The following is a 16367-nucleotide window of genomic DNA, read 5'->3' on the forward strand; positions in this document are numbered from 1 at the left end:
AACAGTAACAAAAAAATTATTTATTTTATATGAGTTGGTTTGGAATTTTTTAAACAGCTGAAAAGAAGTTAGAAAATGATTATATCAGAATGAGAAAAAAGTTAGAATGAATTCGGAAAAAAGTAATAATTATTTTGTCTTGAAATTTAGAGGATTGAAGATACAATGCTTTAAAACGTCAGAAAGGAGGAAAAACGTGACTTTACAAGAGGTGCTTAATCAATTAAATGATGGGATATTAATTACTGAAGTTGCCAAGCGTGCAGGTATAGACAAAGAACAAAAATTATCAACAAAGTTACAGAATGCTGCGATTGTATATAATGAACAAAATAATCAGTGGAATTACATTGGAAATTCACCAAGTATATCGCTTAGTAGAGAAGTTAACAAACCAATAAAACTTCTAAAAGTAGATAGACCATTTGTGAGTAGGGAGGAAAAACATCAAAGGACAAACCCGAAGGAGCATAATGATAAGAATTACGAATTATACGCTAATTCTATTAGTGTAGATTATTCTTTATTAAAAGAAAAGAAAACCTTTTTTTTAACTGAAGAAATGTATAAAACATTAAAGGTAATTAGTAAGGAAAGATCTTTAAAAATCAACGTTCTTATCGATGTTTTATTATCCAAGGGATTAGAATATTATAATTTTGATCAAAAGTAGTTAACTGATCAAAGTCAGTTATAAATTGATTTTCTTCAAATATTTTCATGAACATTTATAGTAAATACAATTATAGATTAAACGACCACTCTTGTAATGTGAGTGGTCGTTTTTATTCGTTAACTTAAAAATCAATGGTTTTTTTGAAGGGATAAAAACTTTCATTAATGACCGAGATATATTAATACAAAATATTGTAAAAAAGAAAGGGCATTGTAAAAGAACAGATGCCCCGATAATTATTAATAGTAATCTAAAATTTCATGCTGAATAATCTCCCTAAATTGTCTTCATCGTCACTAAGTTCCAGTGCAATTTCATCTTCGGTAAAATCATAAAGTTTATTGTCTGTCCCTCTAGGTATATCATCACTTAGAGTAGTAAAAATATATTGAATGTCAAACTTGTCACAAATTTCACGAACCTTATCTAAATATTTGATTTTCCTTGTATCAGACATTGATTCATAAGCGCCATCATGATAAACAAACTTAAAGAATCTTTTTTTAGAATATGTAAGTAGTACTGCTAGGTCAAAGCAAACACATAACATTTTCTTATATGAATACCCATCGGATTGTGAATCTACTTTTGATTCATTAATGTTAACGAAGTCAGCGAAAAAGTCAGGGTTATCATTTGTATTCATTATGTAATACAAAATAGCTGACTCACCTAATATACCTTTTGACAATGTCCTAAAGTGACTTTTAATTTCATTATAATAATCATTTGGTTTTTCTAAATGTTCCTCTAACTTTTGAATACTCTCCTCAAGATCCTTATCCATTTGTTTCAATTTTTTATTTATAGATTTGATTACATCAACATTGTCTAATTTATTTAGTAAGTGGCTAATTTCGTTTTCTGTTTCTACCAATTCATTTTGGTATTTTTTAAACTTAGCCATTGTATTAGAGTTTCTAATATATGCGAGTTTACTTTTTCTCTCATCATTTAATTCTTTCAATTTTTTTCTTACTAGTTGTAATTCATCGCCTTTTTTACGCAGCATTTTTGCTTGATATGTATTTCTTTCTTGAATTATATCTTCATTAAATTGTACAAGTTCATTGTATGATTTCTTAATTTGATCCCCAAAGAGTATTTTCGCTTCATTAAAAATACTTTCAACCTTTTCTAAGTCAAAATCTAAATCGCGTTTAAGTGTGCCATTTATCTTTTCAATTTCATATGATAACTTGTATTCTAAGTTATTTAAATTACTTATTTCTGATTCTATATCTTCAACTAGTATTCTAGTATTCTCTCTCTCTTTATTATAGAAATCGAATCTATTAATTTCCTCTTCTAATTTTTCCTTATCCTCTGATTTCGCCTCAATTAACGAATGAATTACGTCTATTTCGTAATCACTGACTCTTAACTCTTCTTTCATTTCTTCCAAATACTTTTTTGTTAATTCAATTTGGCTTTCAAGCGCTAATTTATCTTTTAAATAATCTCCATCAAAACCTAATAAATCTAATAATGCTGGTTTCCAATTAATCATTTTACCTTTGAATTTGTTGAGTTTAAAAACCTCATCATAATCATATTGAGTTCTCAAAAAATAGCCTAAATACTTTCGGAAATTATACTCCTCCTTAGTATAAAAAGAAAAAAAGTTATTTAATATTTCTTTTGGGTTCTTCTCAACATTTTTAGATGTTAGGGGGAGATCAGTGTAATCCCATATCGCTTCATTTCTAAAGTCTTGAAATGGTTTGGTATGGAATTTGATTGATATTTTAGTGTTATTTTTAACATTTCTTTTTATTGTGACGTAACTATTCTCATCTTTCTTTAATTCCATAAAAAAAGTGAAATCTTTGAGGCGATCATAGTTCTTCTTAAATAGATCTCTATTACTCTTAATTTCTTTTAGGAACATAAAATCAATTACGTATATTAATGTTGATTTACCTAGGTTATGTGAATCAGTATCTTCATTGGATTTATCTTTTATTATTCCTAAAATAACGTTTAAGTGTTTATTGAATTTTATCCATTTAAATTTATTATTATTTGAATAGATTTGGCAAATTTTCATTCAGTCCACTCCAATAAATCTTCACTCATTATATATTCCAATTTTCCAAAGGCATGAAGCAATATAAGAGATGGAATAAATAGTTCATTCACTTCTACACCAAACTTATGCTCCATTTTTTTATATAAATAATCAAATTCTATTGCCTCTTTATTAGAAAATTCTTTTATTATCTCACTGCTCACCTTTAGAACGCTCTTTTCAAGATTCATATACTTATGAGGAAGTAACATGACCAATTTCCCCACCTTTTCCTATATCACATTTCCAATACATATAATGTAGCATAACCCAAATTAACCTTCGATCGGTCTTTAATTCAGATTTGTTGTTATAAAATATATGATCAAATAAATCATTAAAAACAAATTCAAATTCTTCGTATTTTTTTCTAAATATAGCGATTTTTTGATTTAGATCGTCTACTGTATTTTCATACATTTCCAAATATTCGGCATTGATGGGTGACTTTAAAAAATCATCTATTTGTTGAAAATAACAGATGCTATTTTCCAAAATAACATCTGTAAAATAATCGTTAGTTAGTCCGTTTAATTCATTTTTTTGTTCAGCTGCTATTCTTTTGAAATTATAGTTTCGTCCAATTTCTTTTCGGGCAACTTTAGCGAATTCTTTTATTACCTCTTTAATCTCTTCATCAAAAAATCTTAATGGACTAGTGTCCGCAAAAATATACTTTCTATTATCATTGTAATCCCGACCCACTGCAGTATTACTAGTACCGTCTATTTCTATCTTGTTTTTATTTAGCATTATAGTCACGCCCTGTTACTGTGTTACTATTACCGTTGACTTTCATTTTATTATTACGATTAATATCTTTACTTTTATCTGTTAATCTATTTACCTTTCTTAGTGAATATGTACTAAAACATATAGAAAAAATTCCAAGAAGTAAAGATATAATTGAGGCCCAACCTGCTATCAAACTAAAACTCATTTAATTAACCCCCTTTGAATCTATACTTATTATAACTAACATTTAATATAGAATTAAATATTTGACATTATTCCCCACAATTTTATTCCAAATTTTTAATAATCGGTTAGTAGTTTCTTATTATGAAATTATTACTAAATGAGAAGAGCCGTTACTTATTTAATTATTAGAATTAACATTATTGGGAATCTAAAAACTATGGTTTAGGAGTTAACAATTGTAGTCTAGTGTTGAAAAAAGGAGTTTTATAATATAATAAAATTATGTGATTTAGTGGATAAATTACCGGGATATTATAAAATCATCCCATCAATTACAAGAACTCATTACATCCAACTTGCTATATCAATAGATAAGAAGGTTGGCCTATCTTCTCGTTGTTCCTGTTTTACCACACTTTACCATTTATATTCTTTCAATTAATATTAGGATTATTATAAAGAAGGGGGAAGTAGCTTGTCAGATACAGTGGAAAAAATGAATGAAGCTAAATTCTTTTTAGAAAAGCTAAAGACTGAAACTAAAATGCCGGATTTCAATTATTATTTAAGTGCATGTATCAGTTCTGCGCGTTCAATTTTATGGGTGATGAAAGCAGAATATTCAAAGGTTGATGGGTGGAAGGATTGGTATGATTCTGAATCTCCATCTATAGAAGAAAGGCAATTATTAAAGAAGTTAAATGATATTAGGGTTCGTACCCAAAAAATTAGTCCAATAGACACCTATATTAGAGCAGTTTTGAATGTTAATGAAGACAAAGTAACTGAGGAAATGAAGAGTAAATTACGAAAAATGGATAAGAAAGAAGTAGAGTTTACTGTTAGTGCGTATGACCCAGAAAATGAGCCGGTAGATGATGAAAACACAGTAACTTTTCATGGGAAATTAGCAGGTTATCATCACGAGTTGGAGGATTTTCCTAAAAGTGATATTAAAGAAATATGCGTGAAATATATAAACAGTTTAGAAGCCCTAGTTGATAAGTGTGAAAAGAAATTTGGAAATGAACTTAAAGAGAAACCGCATCCAATCTTTTCCTTCGATTTTACTAATCCAGATATATTAAAATAAAAAACTCCACCATATCAATTAACGGGTTCAATGGCAGTTCGTTTTAAAACTTCACGTCTTCATGTATCTTATGGTCCGACAGTATTGTTTGAACGAGTGCAGTATAAGTATTAAGAACATAGATCATTAAAATTACACGGAAAGCATTTTAAGCAAAGAGCTGAAGAAAGGTCAATTCCAGAAAATATAATAGAGGATTTATTGGCCTTCGATCCAAACGAATGGAAATTGGTAACCGTTGAAGTGAGAAATGATAAAGGTAAATTTATTAATAGTACTTGGGAAAAAACTATAGATATGGAGAAATATTGCATCACAATTGGATATGGGGATGCAGTACAAACTATTATCAAAATAGATAGTGATGGATTAGGATTTGAATTTGTAAAAGATGGACCAATTTATCAATTTGTTTCTGAAGTAAACCAAGAGTTAATGAAGGAGATTAAGTATGTTTAAGGTATAGCATTAAGTACAAATATTCAGCTTTAAAATTAAAATTCACAAAAAATGCACAAGGTATCTAAGAATCCTTATAACATAGGTGTTTACGAGGTTATCTCGACCCCGACCACCGGTACTTACAAAAGTTTAATGAACGTTGATATGACTTTCGAGAACTTCTCGGAGGTCTTTTTTATTTCCTCAAAAAATTGACTATTCAATTTAAAATCGTATGTTACGAACGATACGCCTATTCCAAAGGAGGTGTATCATATGTCTAAACGTAATAACGACCTCTCTCATGATGAACTTCAATTAGTTGATCGTGAAATTGATCGGAATATTCCTCAAACGTTTGGGGAATGTTTGCAATCGTTCCTAGGTGATTGTAACATTCTTAATTTACGAGGACATACCATTAAATTTTATCAAACAGAATTATCTATTTTTTACAAGCAACTAAGAGAACAAAAAATAGATACCACACACCAAGCAAAATCACTTTAGAAATTATCAACCAAAATCAAATTTTATTCATGAAAGAAATTAAAAAGAACAAGATAGTAACCATTAACACACGTCTTCGAGCATTCGTACATTCTTTAATTATTTATATCGGGAAAAGTACATCAAGGATAACCCTGTTAAAAACTTGAAACTATTGAAGGATCGTAAAATGGCAGTACCTATTTATTAAGATGATGAATTAATCAAACTATTTAATCAACCTGATTTGAAAACTTTTGTAGGTGTACGTGATTACACGATTATGATGTTACCTGTTAGAAACAGGAGTAAGAGCGAACGAAGTATCAAATATTCAAATTCATGATATAAACCTACAGGAAAATCTAATATTGCTGAAAACAACAAAAGGTTATAGTGACAGATATGTACCATTTCAAGATCGCATAAAGGATCAGTTAGAAAAGTATTTAAAATTACGTGGAGTGGTTAATTGTAACTATTTGTTTATAACACTTGAAAATGAACAACTAGCAAAACGTCAACGTATTACAAAATACGGTAAACAATGAAATGTACATGCGACTTGTCACAAGTTCAGACATACATTTTCAAGTTTGGCAGTTAGAAGCAGGAATATAGATTTATTTCAATTGCAACGGATTTTTTGCTGGGTTTCAGATGTAGGACTAAAGGTGTACACTTTTAGAAGTATAATTGTTGGATTGCACGAACAAATCCTGTTATATCAGGGTATAGCAGGTGTTATGGATTGCTGTTATGCTAGAAATACCAGGTATATATGGCATGATCCGTTTGACTTACAGGTTAAATATGGTAAAATAACCATTAATCCAATAAAATTAACGTTTTAAGCAGTACATACTTATAAACGTCTAAAATGTCGGTATAACCTATATTATCAGACATTGAAATAGGGCAGAGTGTACTTCCTATAACTGCATTATGTAAACTTCTTAACATTTTACAGTTAATTTATTGCAAATACCCCAACTTATACCGATCAGCCCCCTAACTAACCAATTTACACACCCAATAAAAATTTAATGATATATGGCTTTAAAGAATCAATTTTATAAATATATATTTCCATAAAGAGAGAGGTGTGTATATGCAATTTCTATTTGCAATAGGAATGATCTTTTTCTTATTTATCATGTTTAAACTTTGGTCAATATCAGGGTGGCTTGTCTTTTTATTGTTTTTGGTAATAATTGTAGGTGTTATTTTACTCGGTAGATCAGAATCTAAGGAACAACAAGCCATTAAGGATAAAAAAGAAAAACTTTTATCTAACATAAAAAATGTACTCTTAGAGGATTTCACGGTAACTAAAGAATACATAACTAACGATCAGGATCATGGTATTTTAATTGACGAAGATAATAAAAAAGTTTGTATAGTTTGGCAAGGAATGAACAGGCATAAGGTTTTTAATTATCGTGATATATTAGAATCAGAAATTATTGAAGATGGAGAAACAATAACCAAATCTTCTAGGAAATCACAAATCGGTGGTGCTTTATTAGGTGGAGTTCTTGCAGGTGGAGTCGGTGCAATTATTGGTGGTTTAAGTGGTAAGCAAAAATCTGATAAAGAGATAATAAGTTTAGATTTAAAGTTAGTTGTAAATAACACACAGAATCCAGTTTATACAATTAATTTTCTTAAAGCAGAAATTGAATCAATTTCACAAAAGCCAATTCCAATTAAGAAATCATCTAGTCAATATAAGTTATCAAAAAACAAAATAAATCACTGGCACTCGTTAATAACAGTACTTATTAAACAGGCAGATGAAGAAGATAATAAACAACCTGAACCTACTCAATCTACTAACTCTAACAGTTCTACAGCAGATGAAATCCGAAAATTGAGTGAGTTGCTCAATGATGGATTTATAACCCAAGAAGAATTTAACTCGGAAAAACAAAAAGTATTAAGTCAAGGTAGTTAATGTCTAAATAACTTATATATAAATAAGTTTGGTGGTGTTATTATTTCTAACAACAAAAAAAATAATGAGAAACAAGAGATGCCTAGTGCGTTAATTGGGCTAATTGTCTTTACAGTATTCATAGGGTTCATGGCAATTTTAGGCACGATTGTTTCCAATTAAAAACAAATAAATTTAAATCTTTTACCCACAGCCACTCCATTGCGAGTGGCTTTTTATTATGCCCAAAAGAGAGTGAATGCATGAACAATTTACAACGTTTAGAAATGGAAGTTAAAAACGTCAACCTAGAACAGTCAGAACTAACGATTTACCTTCAGGAAAATGGTTTACAGCCATTTAATGAATATGATCCCGATTCAGCCACAAGTAAAAAGAATATTTATAAATCCGCATTATCTATTTTAGAATCTTTGGCTAATGACCCTGAACAAATGAAAAATATTAAACATGAAGATTTAGATATATCTGAATTTGCAACCAATCTTCAAAATCGCATAGATCAATTAGAACGAAAAATTAGAGGGATAAAAACAAATGAACAGTTAGAGAATGAATCTAACATTTTTATGCTGTTCGATAGGTAGGTGATAATGTGTTAGCAGAAACTTTTAACCATACCATAAAGGAATATGGTAAAGATATTTATCTAAATGACGAATCAGAGCCACGCAAAGTATTACTTTCTAAGAATAATAGAAATAAAGATTTTGACGAATACATCATACATACTAATTTCTCCATACAACGTGGAGATATGATTACATGGGAAAATGAGAAGTTTATTATTATTTCTGATGTTCAATTGAAAAGTAACTACGAGTATAAAGCAACGATTAGACCATGAGATTTAGTTATAGAGGTAGTTACTGTAGAAGAAGTTGATACAGGTGATACTGATGATATGGGAAGACCTATATATGATGGAGTTGAAACATATCATGATGTGCCATGCTATATTGATTGGCAACGTTTAAGCATTGAAGGTACTCAAATAGTTGTTTCCGACCAAGAAATAGATATAGTTGTACAGGCCAACGAAGAAACTCAAACGATTGAAATAAATGATAAGTTTGATTTGGTTGATAAACGTTATGAAGTGCAAAATATCAATAAGTTTAAGTCAGGTTTATTAATCCTACGTGCTGATGAAGTATAAATGTAAATAACTATTGCTTCTTTTGGAATGATGAAAGAAAGATGGAAGCGTCCCATAATAAAGTGAAATTTGTGGTTGCAAAAACACCAAACCACCGTATAAATTTTGAACGACCTTAACGCCGTACTATCTATAAGTGTTTTGATGCTTTGTTCTTTCGTGACGGCTAAAAGTAATTTTTTCATAATTACAAGCTATTTTCCACATAATACTTTTATACTAATGAAAGAAGGTGAGTATTGTGTCAAACAACCCTACTTGGGAAGATATAACGAATATTCGTGAAGAATTATTTCAAACATATTTACAATATTGGGTGGATAATGAAGTTTTTTCTCTTAATTGGTGGGTACTTTTAACACTGTTATTTGCTATCCCTATTATATGGTGGGTATTAGCCGATAAAAGAAGAATATTTGAATTATTAGCATATGGACTTTTGGTTTCTGCACTCGCTACTTTTTTTGATTCATTATTTATGAGCATGGTTCTTTTTGGACATAAGACCAGGCTAATACCAATACTTCCACCTTTACTACCTTATTTAACCATGATTCCTTTTCTTTATATGTTAATTTATCAATGGTTTACTACTTTAAAATCATTAACAATTAGTACAATATTTTTAGCGTTAATTCTTGCGTATGTAGCAGAACCTATTCTTGTATGGATGGATATATATAACTTACAAAAATGGACGCACACATATTCGTTTGCAGTTTATTTAACACTTGGTATCCTATCAAAACTAGTTATGATGTTTTTAGTTAAAGAAAAATCCAAGGTAGTAGAGCGTAGAGATAAAAAATAAAAGTAGAGTATTGTATTACTTGTCCTTAATGGATTTCTGTTTCGTTTTATGTCTATGGCAAACTTAGAATGTAGTCTTTAGTACTTAATTTAGTTAGGCTAGTGAAAAAGCCGCACAAATAAAAAATTCCACTTGAGAACCTCTCTAAATAACTTTAAACTCCACGTTGGACCAATAACGTTTACAGGAGACTAGGAGATGTTAGCAGTGGAACAAACTGATTATATCAGATATGAAGTGAATCAAACAGGAGTAATAAAATGCGAATAATTTGGGAAACATTAGGTTGAGGTGATTATATGGAGAAAGAAGATTTAAAACTCACATCTGCTGAGATAGGAACATTATGGGGCGAATATGTAAATGGAACAGCCGTTGATATTGTTAATAAATATATGCTATCCATTATAGAAGATGAGAAGATAAAACTGCTGTTCGAAGATGCAATAATGATATTTGATAAACAGAAAAGTCAAATAAGACAATTTATTGAAAATGAAGGTTTTCCAGTACCAGTTGGCTTTACTGAATCAGACCTTAACAAAGGAACCAAAAGATTATTTTCTGATATATTCTGTTTGCACTATTTACATATTATGACACTTCATGGATTACTAGGGCATTCAACATCTCTTAGTTCTTCTGTAAGGAAGGACTTGAGGCACTTTTATGATTCATGTACTAATGACGGGATGAGTATGTATCATCGAACTACTGAACTACTACTCGAAAAAGGACATTTTCAAAGAGACCCGTACTTTTACCCAGAAGAGAATCCTGAATTTGTTTCAGGACAGCAATTTATAGATGGTTTTTTAGGAGATAAGCGTCCTTTAGCATCAACAGAAATTATTGCCTTATCACTTAATTTAAAAAAGAAAATAATGGAAAAGTCTCTTTCCATTGGATTCAGTCAAGTAACACAATCAAAAGAGGTTAGAAAATTTTTAGAGAGCACACAGAACGCTTCCGACCAGCAAATTCAATCACTAAGTAAAATACTTAAAGGAGATAAATTACCTGTTCCCATGTCTTGGGAATCTGAGGTTACAGCTTCCCAAGATTCCCCTTTTTCAGATAAGCTAATGTTGTATCACATTGGATTCTTGTTACAATCAGCCCAATCATATCACGGTGCAGGTCTCGCAGCTGCCATGAGAATAGACCTCGTGACGACTTATGAAAAAATAATACTAAAGAATTTAATGATTACAAAAGAGTGGTTCAATTTAATGACCAAAAATAAATGGTTAGAACAACCACCACTTGCTCCAAACAGGAAAGACCTTGCAAAAGGTAAAGAGAACTAAAATGCCCTTTTAGCAAGGGTATCTTTTTGTAAATTCTTGTTTTACTCTACTGTCTCGTTGGTTTAAGATTGATCCTTCACAAACTATAAATAATAGCACAAATATTTTAAATGTATTTCCCTGCTGGAACAGGTACTTACACTAGTACATCATTGGTAAGCAATTTATACCAAATATTTAAAGAGTTGAGTGAGAATAACGAAGTTTCTTATACAGTGGATCTAGAAGTATCCACTTTCACTTCCAAACAACTCCCTTTCTTAAATTCTCAATCCGTATTATGATGGAAGGAAGAGAGAAAGAGTGGGGGAGTAGAGGCATCATGTACATCATTCGTTGGTTATTTTACTTGATTGGATTAATTATTTTTAGTTATGGAATTACCATTGCGCTAAGTCTTCAGCATTTGGGTATTCACCCATGGGATGTTCTTTCTGTTGCGCTTTATGAAAAAATGGGGTTATCAATTGGTTCTTGGGCGATTATTATTTCGTTAGTATTAATCATTGTCTCTTGGATCTTGGATAAGAGTTATATCAAATTAGGCACATTTTTAAATGGAATTCTCGTGGGTGTTTTTGTGGATCTGTTTTTATGGTTGGATTTTTTACCGAATGCGAGTTATGCGTGGACCGATATATTGGTTATGATTGGTGGTATTATCACCATGGGAATGGGTGGTGGATTGTATAATTCTGCACAAGTAGGTGCTGGTCCAAGGGATGGATTTATGCTATCGATCGCTGATAAACTGGGGGCACCGATAGGAAGAATACGAATTATTGTTGAAAGCTCTGTGTTAGTCCTCGGGCTAATTCTAGGGGGACCTGTTTTTTGGTTCACATTTATATTTACATTTATTCAGAGTCCGGTATTTGCCTATTCATTTATGAAGTTTAAAGCACTACTTCATTTTATTGAACATCGACGAGATGAGTTCAAAACGAATACGGAGACAGTGTGAAATGGTATCATATAAAAAATCATGGAGTAGGATGGCTGATCATTTCTACTCCATGAATTTTTTTTGTCTAATTATCGAAAAATTCACGTAATATATTGCATTTTGGGATTAAAAGTAGTACGATTGTTTTCGTTCAGAGCGATATATTGCATTTCTATATAAAATTGACCATCATTGGGGGAACCTATTGTGAAACTATCATTTTCGTCTTACGCAGCTGTTGGAGTTATGTTGTTTGCACTATTTTTTGGGGCTGGTAATCTGATTTTTCCTGCAAGTTTGGGACAAAATGCTGGGACGAACCTCTGGCCATCGGTTGTTGGATTTTTAATTACTGGTGTGGGACTGCCGCTTCTTGGAATCATCGCCATGAGTTTTTCAGGGAGTCGTAATTTGCAGGAACTTTCCTCAAGGGTTCACCCGGTGTATGCCGTGTTTTTTACATCAGTACTTTATTTAACGATTGGACCATTTTTTGCTTCTCCTCGTACAGGTACGGTTGCGTTTGAGGTTGGTATATCATCTTTTGTAGGTGAATCTTCGCAACAATTGTGGTTGTTCATTTTTACCTTAGTGTTCTTCACGATCGTGCTCTTGTTTTCATTAAAACCGGCTAAACTAGTGGATCATGTTGGGAAGTTGTTGGCACCTGGATTGGTTGTTCTGGTTGCCGTTCTACTTATGACAGCCATTGTTAATCCGATGGGGCCAATGGAGTCACCTCAGGGATCGTATACTAGTGGTGCGTTTGTAACGGGCTTTCTTGAAGGTTATAATACCATGGATGCACTAGCCTCATTGGTATTTGGGATTATCGTAATTAATGCGATCCGGGCTATGGGTGTCACGTCCAAAACAGATATTCTTAAGACAACTATTAAGTCTGGTAGTATTGCTATTTTACTTCTGGGTGCGATTTATGTCGGGATTGCCTACATGGGGGCAACAAGCACACAATTATTCGGGATATTTGAAACTGGTGGACCAGTATTAAGTGGTGCTGCTTCGCATTACTTTGGGACATTTGGTTCTATCCTGCTTGCTATTGCCATTACTTTAGCCTGTCTAACGACTGCCATCGGACTGACAACAGCCAATGCAGAATATTTTCATACATTGTTTCCGAAAATCAGCTATAAAACCTTGGTTACCTTCTTTGCCACGTCGACCTTTGTGATTGCGAACTTCGGGTTGGCAAATATCATTACTTACTCTGTTCCAGTCTTGATGTTCTTGTATCCTTTGGCCATCGTCTTAATGATCTTAACGTTTTTATCACCATTGTTCAGACATGCAAGAATTGTTTATGTATCTACCATTGCTGTCACGTTTTTGATCAGCATTTTTGATGGTCTAAAGTCCCTTTGTCAATCACTGGGTATCGAATATTTTAGCTGGATGGAGCCGATTATAGCTTTTTATGAACAATCGCTTCCACTATATAATCAGGGGCTTGGATGGTTACTTCCGGCAATAGTCGTTATTGTCGTTACTGCGATCATCAGCCGTTTCCAAAATGAAAAGGCCACTACAGCTCATGTATCATAAAATAAATGAAAACCGGTTCCTGATTCGGAGCCGGTTTTTTTATGTACAAATCTCATTCGAACTCTTTTAATGTACGTAGCCAGTTTTCTTTCATAATTGCTGAAGCTTGATCTTTATTTCCGTTTTTCATAGCCGTAATAATCGATTGATGTTCTTCAATGGACTTTTCCGTTAACACAATTGAATTGTAGAAGAAATGCCTTCGCACATGTGCCTGTAATGATTCTAGTATGCTATGGATATAGGAGTTATTTGTTATGTCAACAATCACTTGATGAAATTCTTCATCGACCTTTAAGGCAGCATATTCGTTATGGGAACGAATAGATTGTGCGAAACGTTCATTGATCTGTTCGAGTTGGATAATATGATCTGTCGTTAAGTTATCAATGGCTAGCTCAGCGGATAAGGACTGCAACACCGCCAATGGGGGGAGAAGCTCCTTAATGGCTTCGCGTCTAATTTCGGTAACTTGTGTGGCTTTACCTGGATACATTTTGACAAACCCTTGGACTTCTAAAAGCTGCAGTGATTCTCGAATCGGAGTTCGACTGACACCTAGCGATTCAGCTAATTCGGAATCATTTAGCTTTTCGCCTGGTAGCAATGTTCCATCAATGATCCACTGTTGAATCTGGTTAAATGCACTTTCTTTTGCCGATTGACGAACAGGTTTCGAGTGGTTTACAGGGATTGGCATGCTACCTCTCCTTTCTTGACCGACCTTAGTATGAATATAGTATACATGAAAATACCTCGGAGTAAAAATATGCAATATATTAATTGATCATTGTTTGTAAAAAAAGTATGAGCAGATCAAAGGAGATCTATTTTATAAAGTTATAAGTCAACATAAAAAATCGTGGAGCTCATCGGTTAAGATGAACTTCCACGGTTTTATTTTTAACTCAATTCTTTTTTTACCTCACGGGGTAAGTCCATAAATGGCTGAATATCTTGAACATATTCTAAGATTCCTAAGTACTCACCGTTTTCATCAAACACACCTTTATACGTCACGTGAACATATTCGTCTTTCTTTTTGAACCACATCGATTCTGAAGTTCGTTGCTTTGTTTTTAAGTCACGGATGAGTCTCATGACTTTCCCTAAGCTTTTCGGTGGGTGGCAGTTTGCTACATTTCGTCCAATCGAAGTTTGGGTGCGTATAAACATCATGTCGGAAGATTCGACTATTTCATTAAAGTACTTAAAGACGCCATGCTTATCAACGAATGTTAATTCTAGTGGTAAGTTGTTGAGAATATGGTTGGCTTCTTTAAGGGTTAAGTAACCACCACCGAATCGTAAATGTTCTGTGTTGGTTGTGTCATTTTGTTGCTCTGTATCTTCATTTGATTGGCTTTCGGGCATCCATTCTTCTTCTGGTTCGTTGATGGCATAGCCAAATGCCTTACTTTCTTTTGAAACGGCTAACCAGTCTTCTTCTTTAAAGATTGACTGGATGATAGGTAATAGAAAGTATTCTTCTTGAATCATCATGTCTTTGAACGCTTTTTCTAAGTCAATATAAGCTTGTTTGACGTAGTGAAATTCTATTTCTGGAATCTTCTCCATCATTTTTTTGGCACCCTTATATAACGTGCGAATTCGATCATCTTCTGCCCACATTGTTCGTGATAGGGTATAGATGCCATAGCGCTCTAGTATTGGAAAATAGAGTTTTTCTTTACGATTGTAATGACTGTATAGCTTCCCTAATTGATTCATTTCAGTGATTAATTGATCTTTTGGGTGTTGTGGATCATTTTCAATAGCTTTTACAAGGTTATTTAGTCGAGTTAATAGGTCCTCAAATGCTCGATTCTCTTCTTTGAAAATGTGAATGGGATGGTTGGGATGGTGCGAATTTGGAACAGGAATGTCTTGAATGGAATGACCATATAGGTGCTGGTATGTATCAAAGAATGTTTTGATATCCTGATTGGTCATACCGTAGCCACTATTTTTTAATTCTTGTAGGTTCAACAATATATCTAAAGTGTCTAGGTGACGAATGTGCTCGTCAAATTCCTCTTGGACGTCTTGCTCGGATTCTCCTTGATGTAAACGTGCTAATATATCTTTGATCGTATGGATTAAGGTAATATCTAATTGTGCTTGAATCATGTTTTCACCTCATTGTGATGGTAGTAAAAAGCGATTTCTGTAAGTCTAAACTTGTAAGATCAAGCAAATAGAACGGATTATGATTTTATACTTCACATGGGATTTTTTAAATATAATCCATTTTATCAGACTGATCATCTTACTTATATTATATGGGAAGAAGATGATTGAGCACAAGGAAGAAGGGGTCAGTGCCCAATTATTTCGTACATAATAAAGTTGATGTTCGAATAGTTTAACGACTAGGTAAAGGCAAAAGGATGATGAGTTTTGACAATAAAAAATCAAAGGTTAATAAATGTCATCATAGTCCTGTTGGCATGGTTGACACTTCCTTTTTTCGGACAACGCCGGTTCAAAAGGTTCCTTCAGGCTACTTTTCTAATTTACCTAGTGGAATTAATGACGACAATCGTCGGGAAAAATCGGAAATGGTGGGTATTTTATAATAAACCAAAGTCAGTCTTGTTTGGGGAGTTTCCTTATATCATTGGGCCGTTTTTTGTAGGGTCCTTATGGATTTTAAGGTGGACCTATGGAAGGTTTAAGAGCTTTGTATTACTTAATGCAGTTGTAAATGCATTTTTTGCTTTTCCAATCACAAGAATAGCTAAAAAGCTAAAGCACTATCAACTAGTACGATTTAATGAATTTCAATTCTTCCTTTATTATTTTTTAAAGTCGTTTTTATGGTTTTCAATACTTTTTTGAAAATCAAATTAAAAAGATATGATGAATAACCTAATGGAAACTACCCCCTCACCAATGGTGAGGGGGTAGTTAATTTTTGATAAAAG

General features: G+C 32.5%; 19 protein-coding genes. 13 read left to right on the forward strand and 6 right to left on the reverse strand.

Going from position 1 to position 16367, the window contains the following annotated elements; translation table 11 throughout:
• Positions 1–196 precede the first annotated feature (196 nt).
• Positions 197–673, forward strand: coding sequence for a hypothetical protein (locus HWQ49_RS07305; protein ID WP_188206952.1), 477 nt, complete (start codon positions 197–199; stop codon positions 671–673).
• A gap of 253 nt (positions 674–926) precedes the next feature.
• Here HWQ49_RS07305 and HWQ49_RS07310 read toward each other — a convergent pair whose 3' ends face one another.
• From HWQ49_RS07310 to HWQ49_RS07325, 4 genes are read right to left on the reverse strand one after another with little or no spacing between them, the layout of a single operon-like run.
• The gene (locus HWQ49_RS07310) at positions 927–2726 is read right to left on the reverse strand and encodes a DUF2326 domain-containing protein (protein ID WP_188206953.1); all 1800 of its coding nucleotides are present in this window, start codon (positions 2724–2726) and stop codon (positions 927–929) included.
• Positions 2723–2965 (reverse strand): hypothetical protein, encoded by a 243-nt coding sequence (locus tag HWQ49_RS07315; protein WP_188206954.1) that lies wholly within the window; start codon positions 2963–2965, stop codon positions 2723–2725. The genes HWQ49_RS07310 and HWQ49_RS07315 overlap by 4 nt, the downstream gene beginning before the upstream one ends.
• Positions 2943–3500 carry an ABC-three component system protein gene (locus HWQ49_RS07320; protein WP_188206955.1) on the reverse strand — a complete coding sequence of 186 codons (558 nt, stop codon included), beginning with the start codon at positions 3498–3500 and terminating at the stop codon, positions 2943–2945. Before HWQ49_RS07320 ends, HWQ49_RS07315 begins: the two co-directional genes overlap by 23 nt.
• Complete coding sequence (locus tag HWQ49_RS07325; protein WP_188206956.1) at positions 3490–3687, reverse strand: hypothetical protein; 198 nt, start codon at positions 3685–3687, stop codon at positions 3490–3492. The genes HWQ49_RS07320 and HWQ49_RS07325 overlap by 11 nt, the downstream gene beginning before the upstream one ends.
• A 456-nt stretch (positions 3688–4143) precedes the next feature.
• Between HWQ49_RS07325 and HWQ49_RS07330 the strand changes: the two genes are divergently transcribed.
• The 12 genes from HWQ49_RS07330 (at position 4144) to brnQ (ending at position 13440) form a co-directional block, all read left to right on the forward strand.
• Entirely contained in the window at positions 4144–4761 is a 618-nt protein-coding gene (locus tag HWQ49_RS07330) for a hypothetical protein (protein WP_188206957.1), read from the forward strand.
• A 201-nt stretch (positions 4762–4962) separates the two neighbouring features.
• Positions 4963–5220, forward strand: coding sequence for a hypothetical protein (locus HWQ49_RS07335; protein WP_188206958.1), 258 nt, complete (start codon positions 4963–4965; stop codon positions 5218–5220).
• A gap of 258 nt (positions 5221–5478) precedes the next feature.
• On the forward strand, positions 5479–5712 hold the full coding sequence (locus HWQ49_RS07340) for a hypothetical protein (RefSeq protein ID WP_188206959.1): 234 nt from the start codon (positions 5479–5481) through the stop codon (positions 5710–5712).
• A 326-nt stretch (positions 5713–6038) separates the two neighbouring features.
• Complete coding sequence (locus tag HWQ49_RS07345) at positions 6039–6242, forward strand: hypothetical protein (protein WP_317450921.1); 204 nt, start codon at positions 6039–6041, stop codon at positions 6240–6242.
• A gap of 560 nt (positions 6243–6802) precedes the next feature.
• Positions 6803–7648, forward strand: a complete 846-nt coding sequence (locus tag HWQ49_RS07350; RefSeq protein ID WP_188206960.1) for an SHOCT domain-containing protein — start codon at positions 6803–6805, stop codon at positions 7646–7648.
• Between the two features lie 242 nt (positions 7649–7890).
• Positions 7891–8235 carry a hypothetical protein gene (locus tag HWQ49_RS07355; RefSeq protein ID WP_188206961.1) on the forward strand — a complete coding sequence of 115 codons (345 nt, stop codon included), beginning with the start codon at positions 7891–7893 and terminating at the stop codon, positions 8233–8235.
• A gap of 8 nt (positions 8236–8243) precedes the next feature.
• Positions 8244–8495 (forward strand): hypothetical protein, encoded by a 252-nt coding sequence (locus HWQ49_RS07360; RefSeq protein ID WP_188206962.1) that lies wholly within the window; start codon positions 8244–8246, stop codon positions 8493–8495.
• Between the two features lie 57 nt (positions 8496–8552).
• Positions 8553–8807 (forward strand): hypothetical protein, encoded by a 255-nt coding sequence (locus HWQ49_RS07365; RefSeq protein WP_188206963.1) that lies wholly within the window; start codon positions 8553–8555, stop codon positions 8805–8807.
• Between the two features lie 241 nt (positions 8808–9048).
• Positions 9049–9618, forward strand: a complete 570-nt coding sequence (locus HWQ49_RS07370) for a CBO0543 family protein (RefSeq protein WP_188206964.1) — start codon at positions 9049–9051, stop codon at positions 9616–9618.
• A 299-nt stretch (positions 9619–9917) separates the two neighbouring features.
• Positions 9918–10928 (forward strand): DUF3231 family protein, encoded by a 1011-nt coding sequence (locus tag HWQ49_RS07375; RefSeq protein WP_188206965.1) that lies wholly within the window; start codon positions 9918–9920, stop codon positions 10926–10928.
• Positions 10929–11250: 322 nt separating this feature from the next.
• A complete protein-coding gene (locus HWQ49_RS07380) occupies positions 11251–11892 on the forward strand; it encodes a YczE/YyaS/YitT family protein (RefSeq protein ID WP_223155064.1) in 642 nt (213 codons plus the stop codon).
• A gap of 189 nt (positions 11893–12081) precedes the next feature.
• A complete protein-coding gene (brnQ, locus tag HWQ49_RS07385; protein ID WP_188206966.1) occupies positions 12082–13440 on the forward strand; it encodes a branched-chain amino acid transport system II carrier protein in 1359 nt (452 codons plus the stop codon).
• A 52-nt stretch (positions 13441–13492) separates the two neighbouring features.
• Here the strand turns inward: brnQ and HWQ49_RS07390 are convergent, their stop codons facing one another.
• Both HWQ49_RS07390 and HWQ49_RS07395 read right to left on the reverse strand, forming a co-directional pair.
• Complete coding sequence (locus tag HWQ49_RS07390) at positions 13493–14140, reverse strand: GntR family transcriptional regulator (RefSeq protein WP_188206967.1); 648 nt, start codon at positions 14138–14140, stop codon at positions 13493–13495.
• A gap of 203 nt (positions 14141–14343) precedes the next feature.
• Positions 14344–15570: a DUF438 domain-containing protein gene (locus HWQ49_RS07395; protein ID WP_188206968.1), complete on the reverse strand. Its 1227-nt coding sequence runs from the start codon at positions 15568–15570 to the stop codon at positions 14344–14346.
• Between the last annotated feature and the right edge of the window lie 797 nt (positions 15571–16367).

Source organism: Alkalibacillus aidingensis, from assembly GCF_014595945.1.
Lineage (GTDB): Bacteria > Bacillota > Bacilli > Bacillales > Alkalibacillaceae > Alkalibacillus > Alkalibacillus aidingensis.

What these genes read in the sequence shown, in the direction of transcription:
- HWQ49_RS07320 (WP_188206955.1), bottom strand. Translation starts at nt 3,500, where the DNA reads ATGCTAAATAAAAACAAGATAGAAATAGACGGTACTAGTAATACTGCA.
- HWQ49_RS07340 (WP_188206959.1), top strand. Translation starts at nt 5,479, where the DNA reads ATGTCTAAACGTAATAACGACCTCTCTCATGATGAACTTCAATTAGTT.
- HWQ49_RS07375 (WP_188206965.1), top strand. Translation starts at nt 9,918, where the DNA reads ATGGAGAAAGAAGATTTAAAACTCACATCTGCTGAGATAGGAACATTA.
- HWQ49_RS07355 (WP_188206961.1), top strand. Translation starts at nt 7,891, where the DNA reads ATGAACAATTTACAACGTTTAGAAATGGAAGTTAAAAACGTCAACCTA.
- HWQ49_RS07395 (WP_188206968.1), bottom strand. Translation starts at nt 15,570, where the DNA reads ATGATTCAAGCACAATTAGATATTACCTTAATCCATACGATCAAAGAT.
- HWQ49_RS07380 (WP_223155064.1), top strand. Translation starts at nt 11,251, where the DNA reads ATGTACATCATTCGTTGGTTATTTTACTTGATTGGATTAATTATTTTT.
- HWQ49_RS07390 (WP_188206967.1), bottom strand. Translation starts at nt 14,140, where the DNA reads ATGCCAATCCCTGTAAACCACTCGAAACCTGTTCGTCAATCGGCAAAA.
- HWQ49_RS07350 (WP_188206960.1), top strand. Translation starts at nt 6,803, where the DNA reads ATGCAATTTCTATTTGCAATAGGAATGATCTTTTTCTTATTTATCATG.
- HWQ49_RS07310 (WP_188206953.1), bottom strand. Translation starts at nt 2,726, where the DNA reads ATGAAAATTTGCCAAATCTATTCAAATAATAATAAATTTAAATGGATA.
- HWQ49_RS07325 (WP_188206956.1), bottom strand. Translation starts at nt 3,687, where the DNA reads ATGAGTTTTAGTTTGATAGCAGGTTGGGCCTCAATTATATCTTTACTT.
- HWQ49_RS07365 (WP_188206963.1), top strand. Translation starts at nt 8,553, where the DNA reads ATGGGAAGACCTATATATGATGGAGTTGAAACATATCATGATGTGCCA.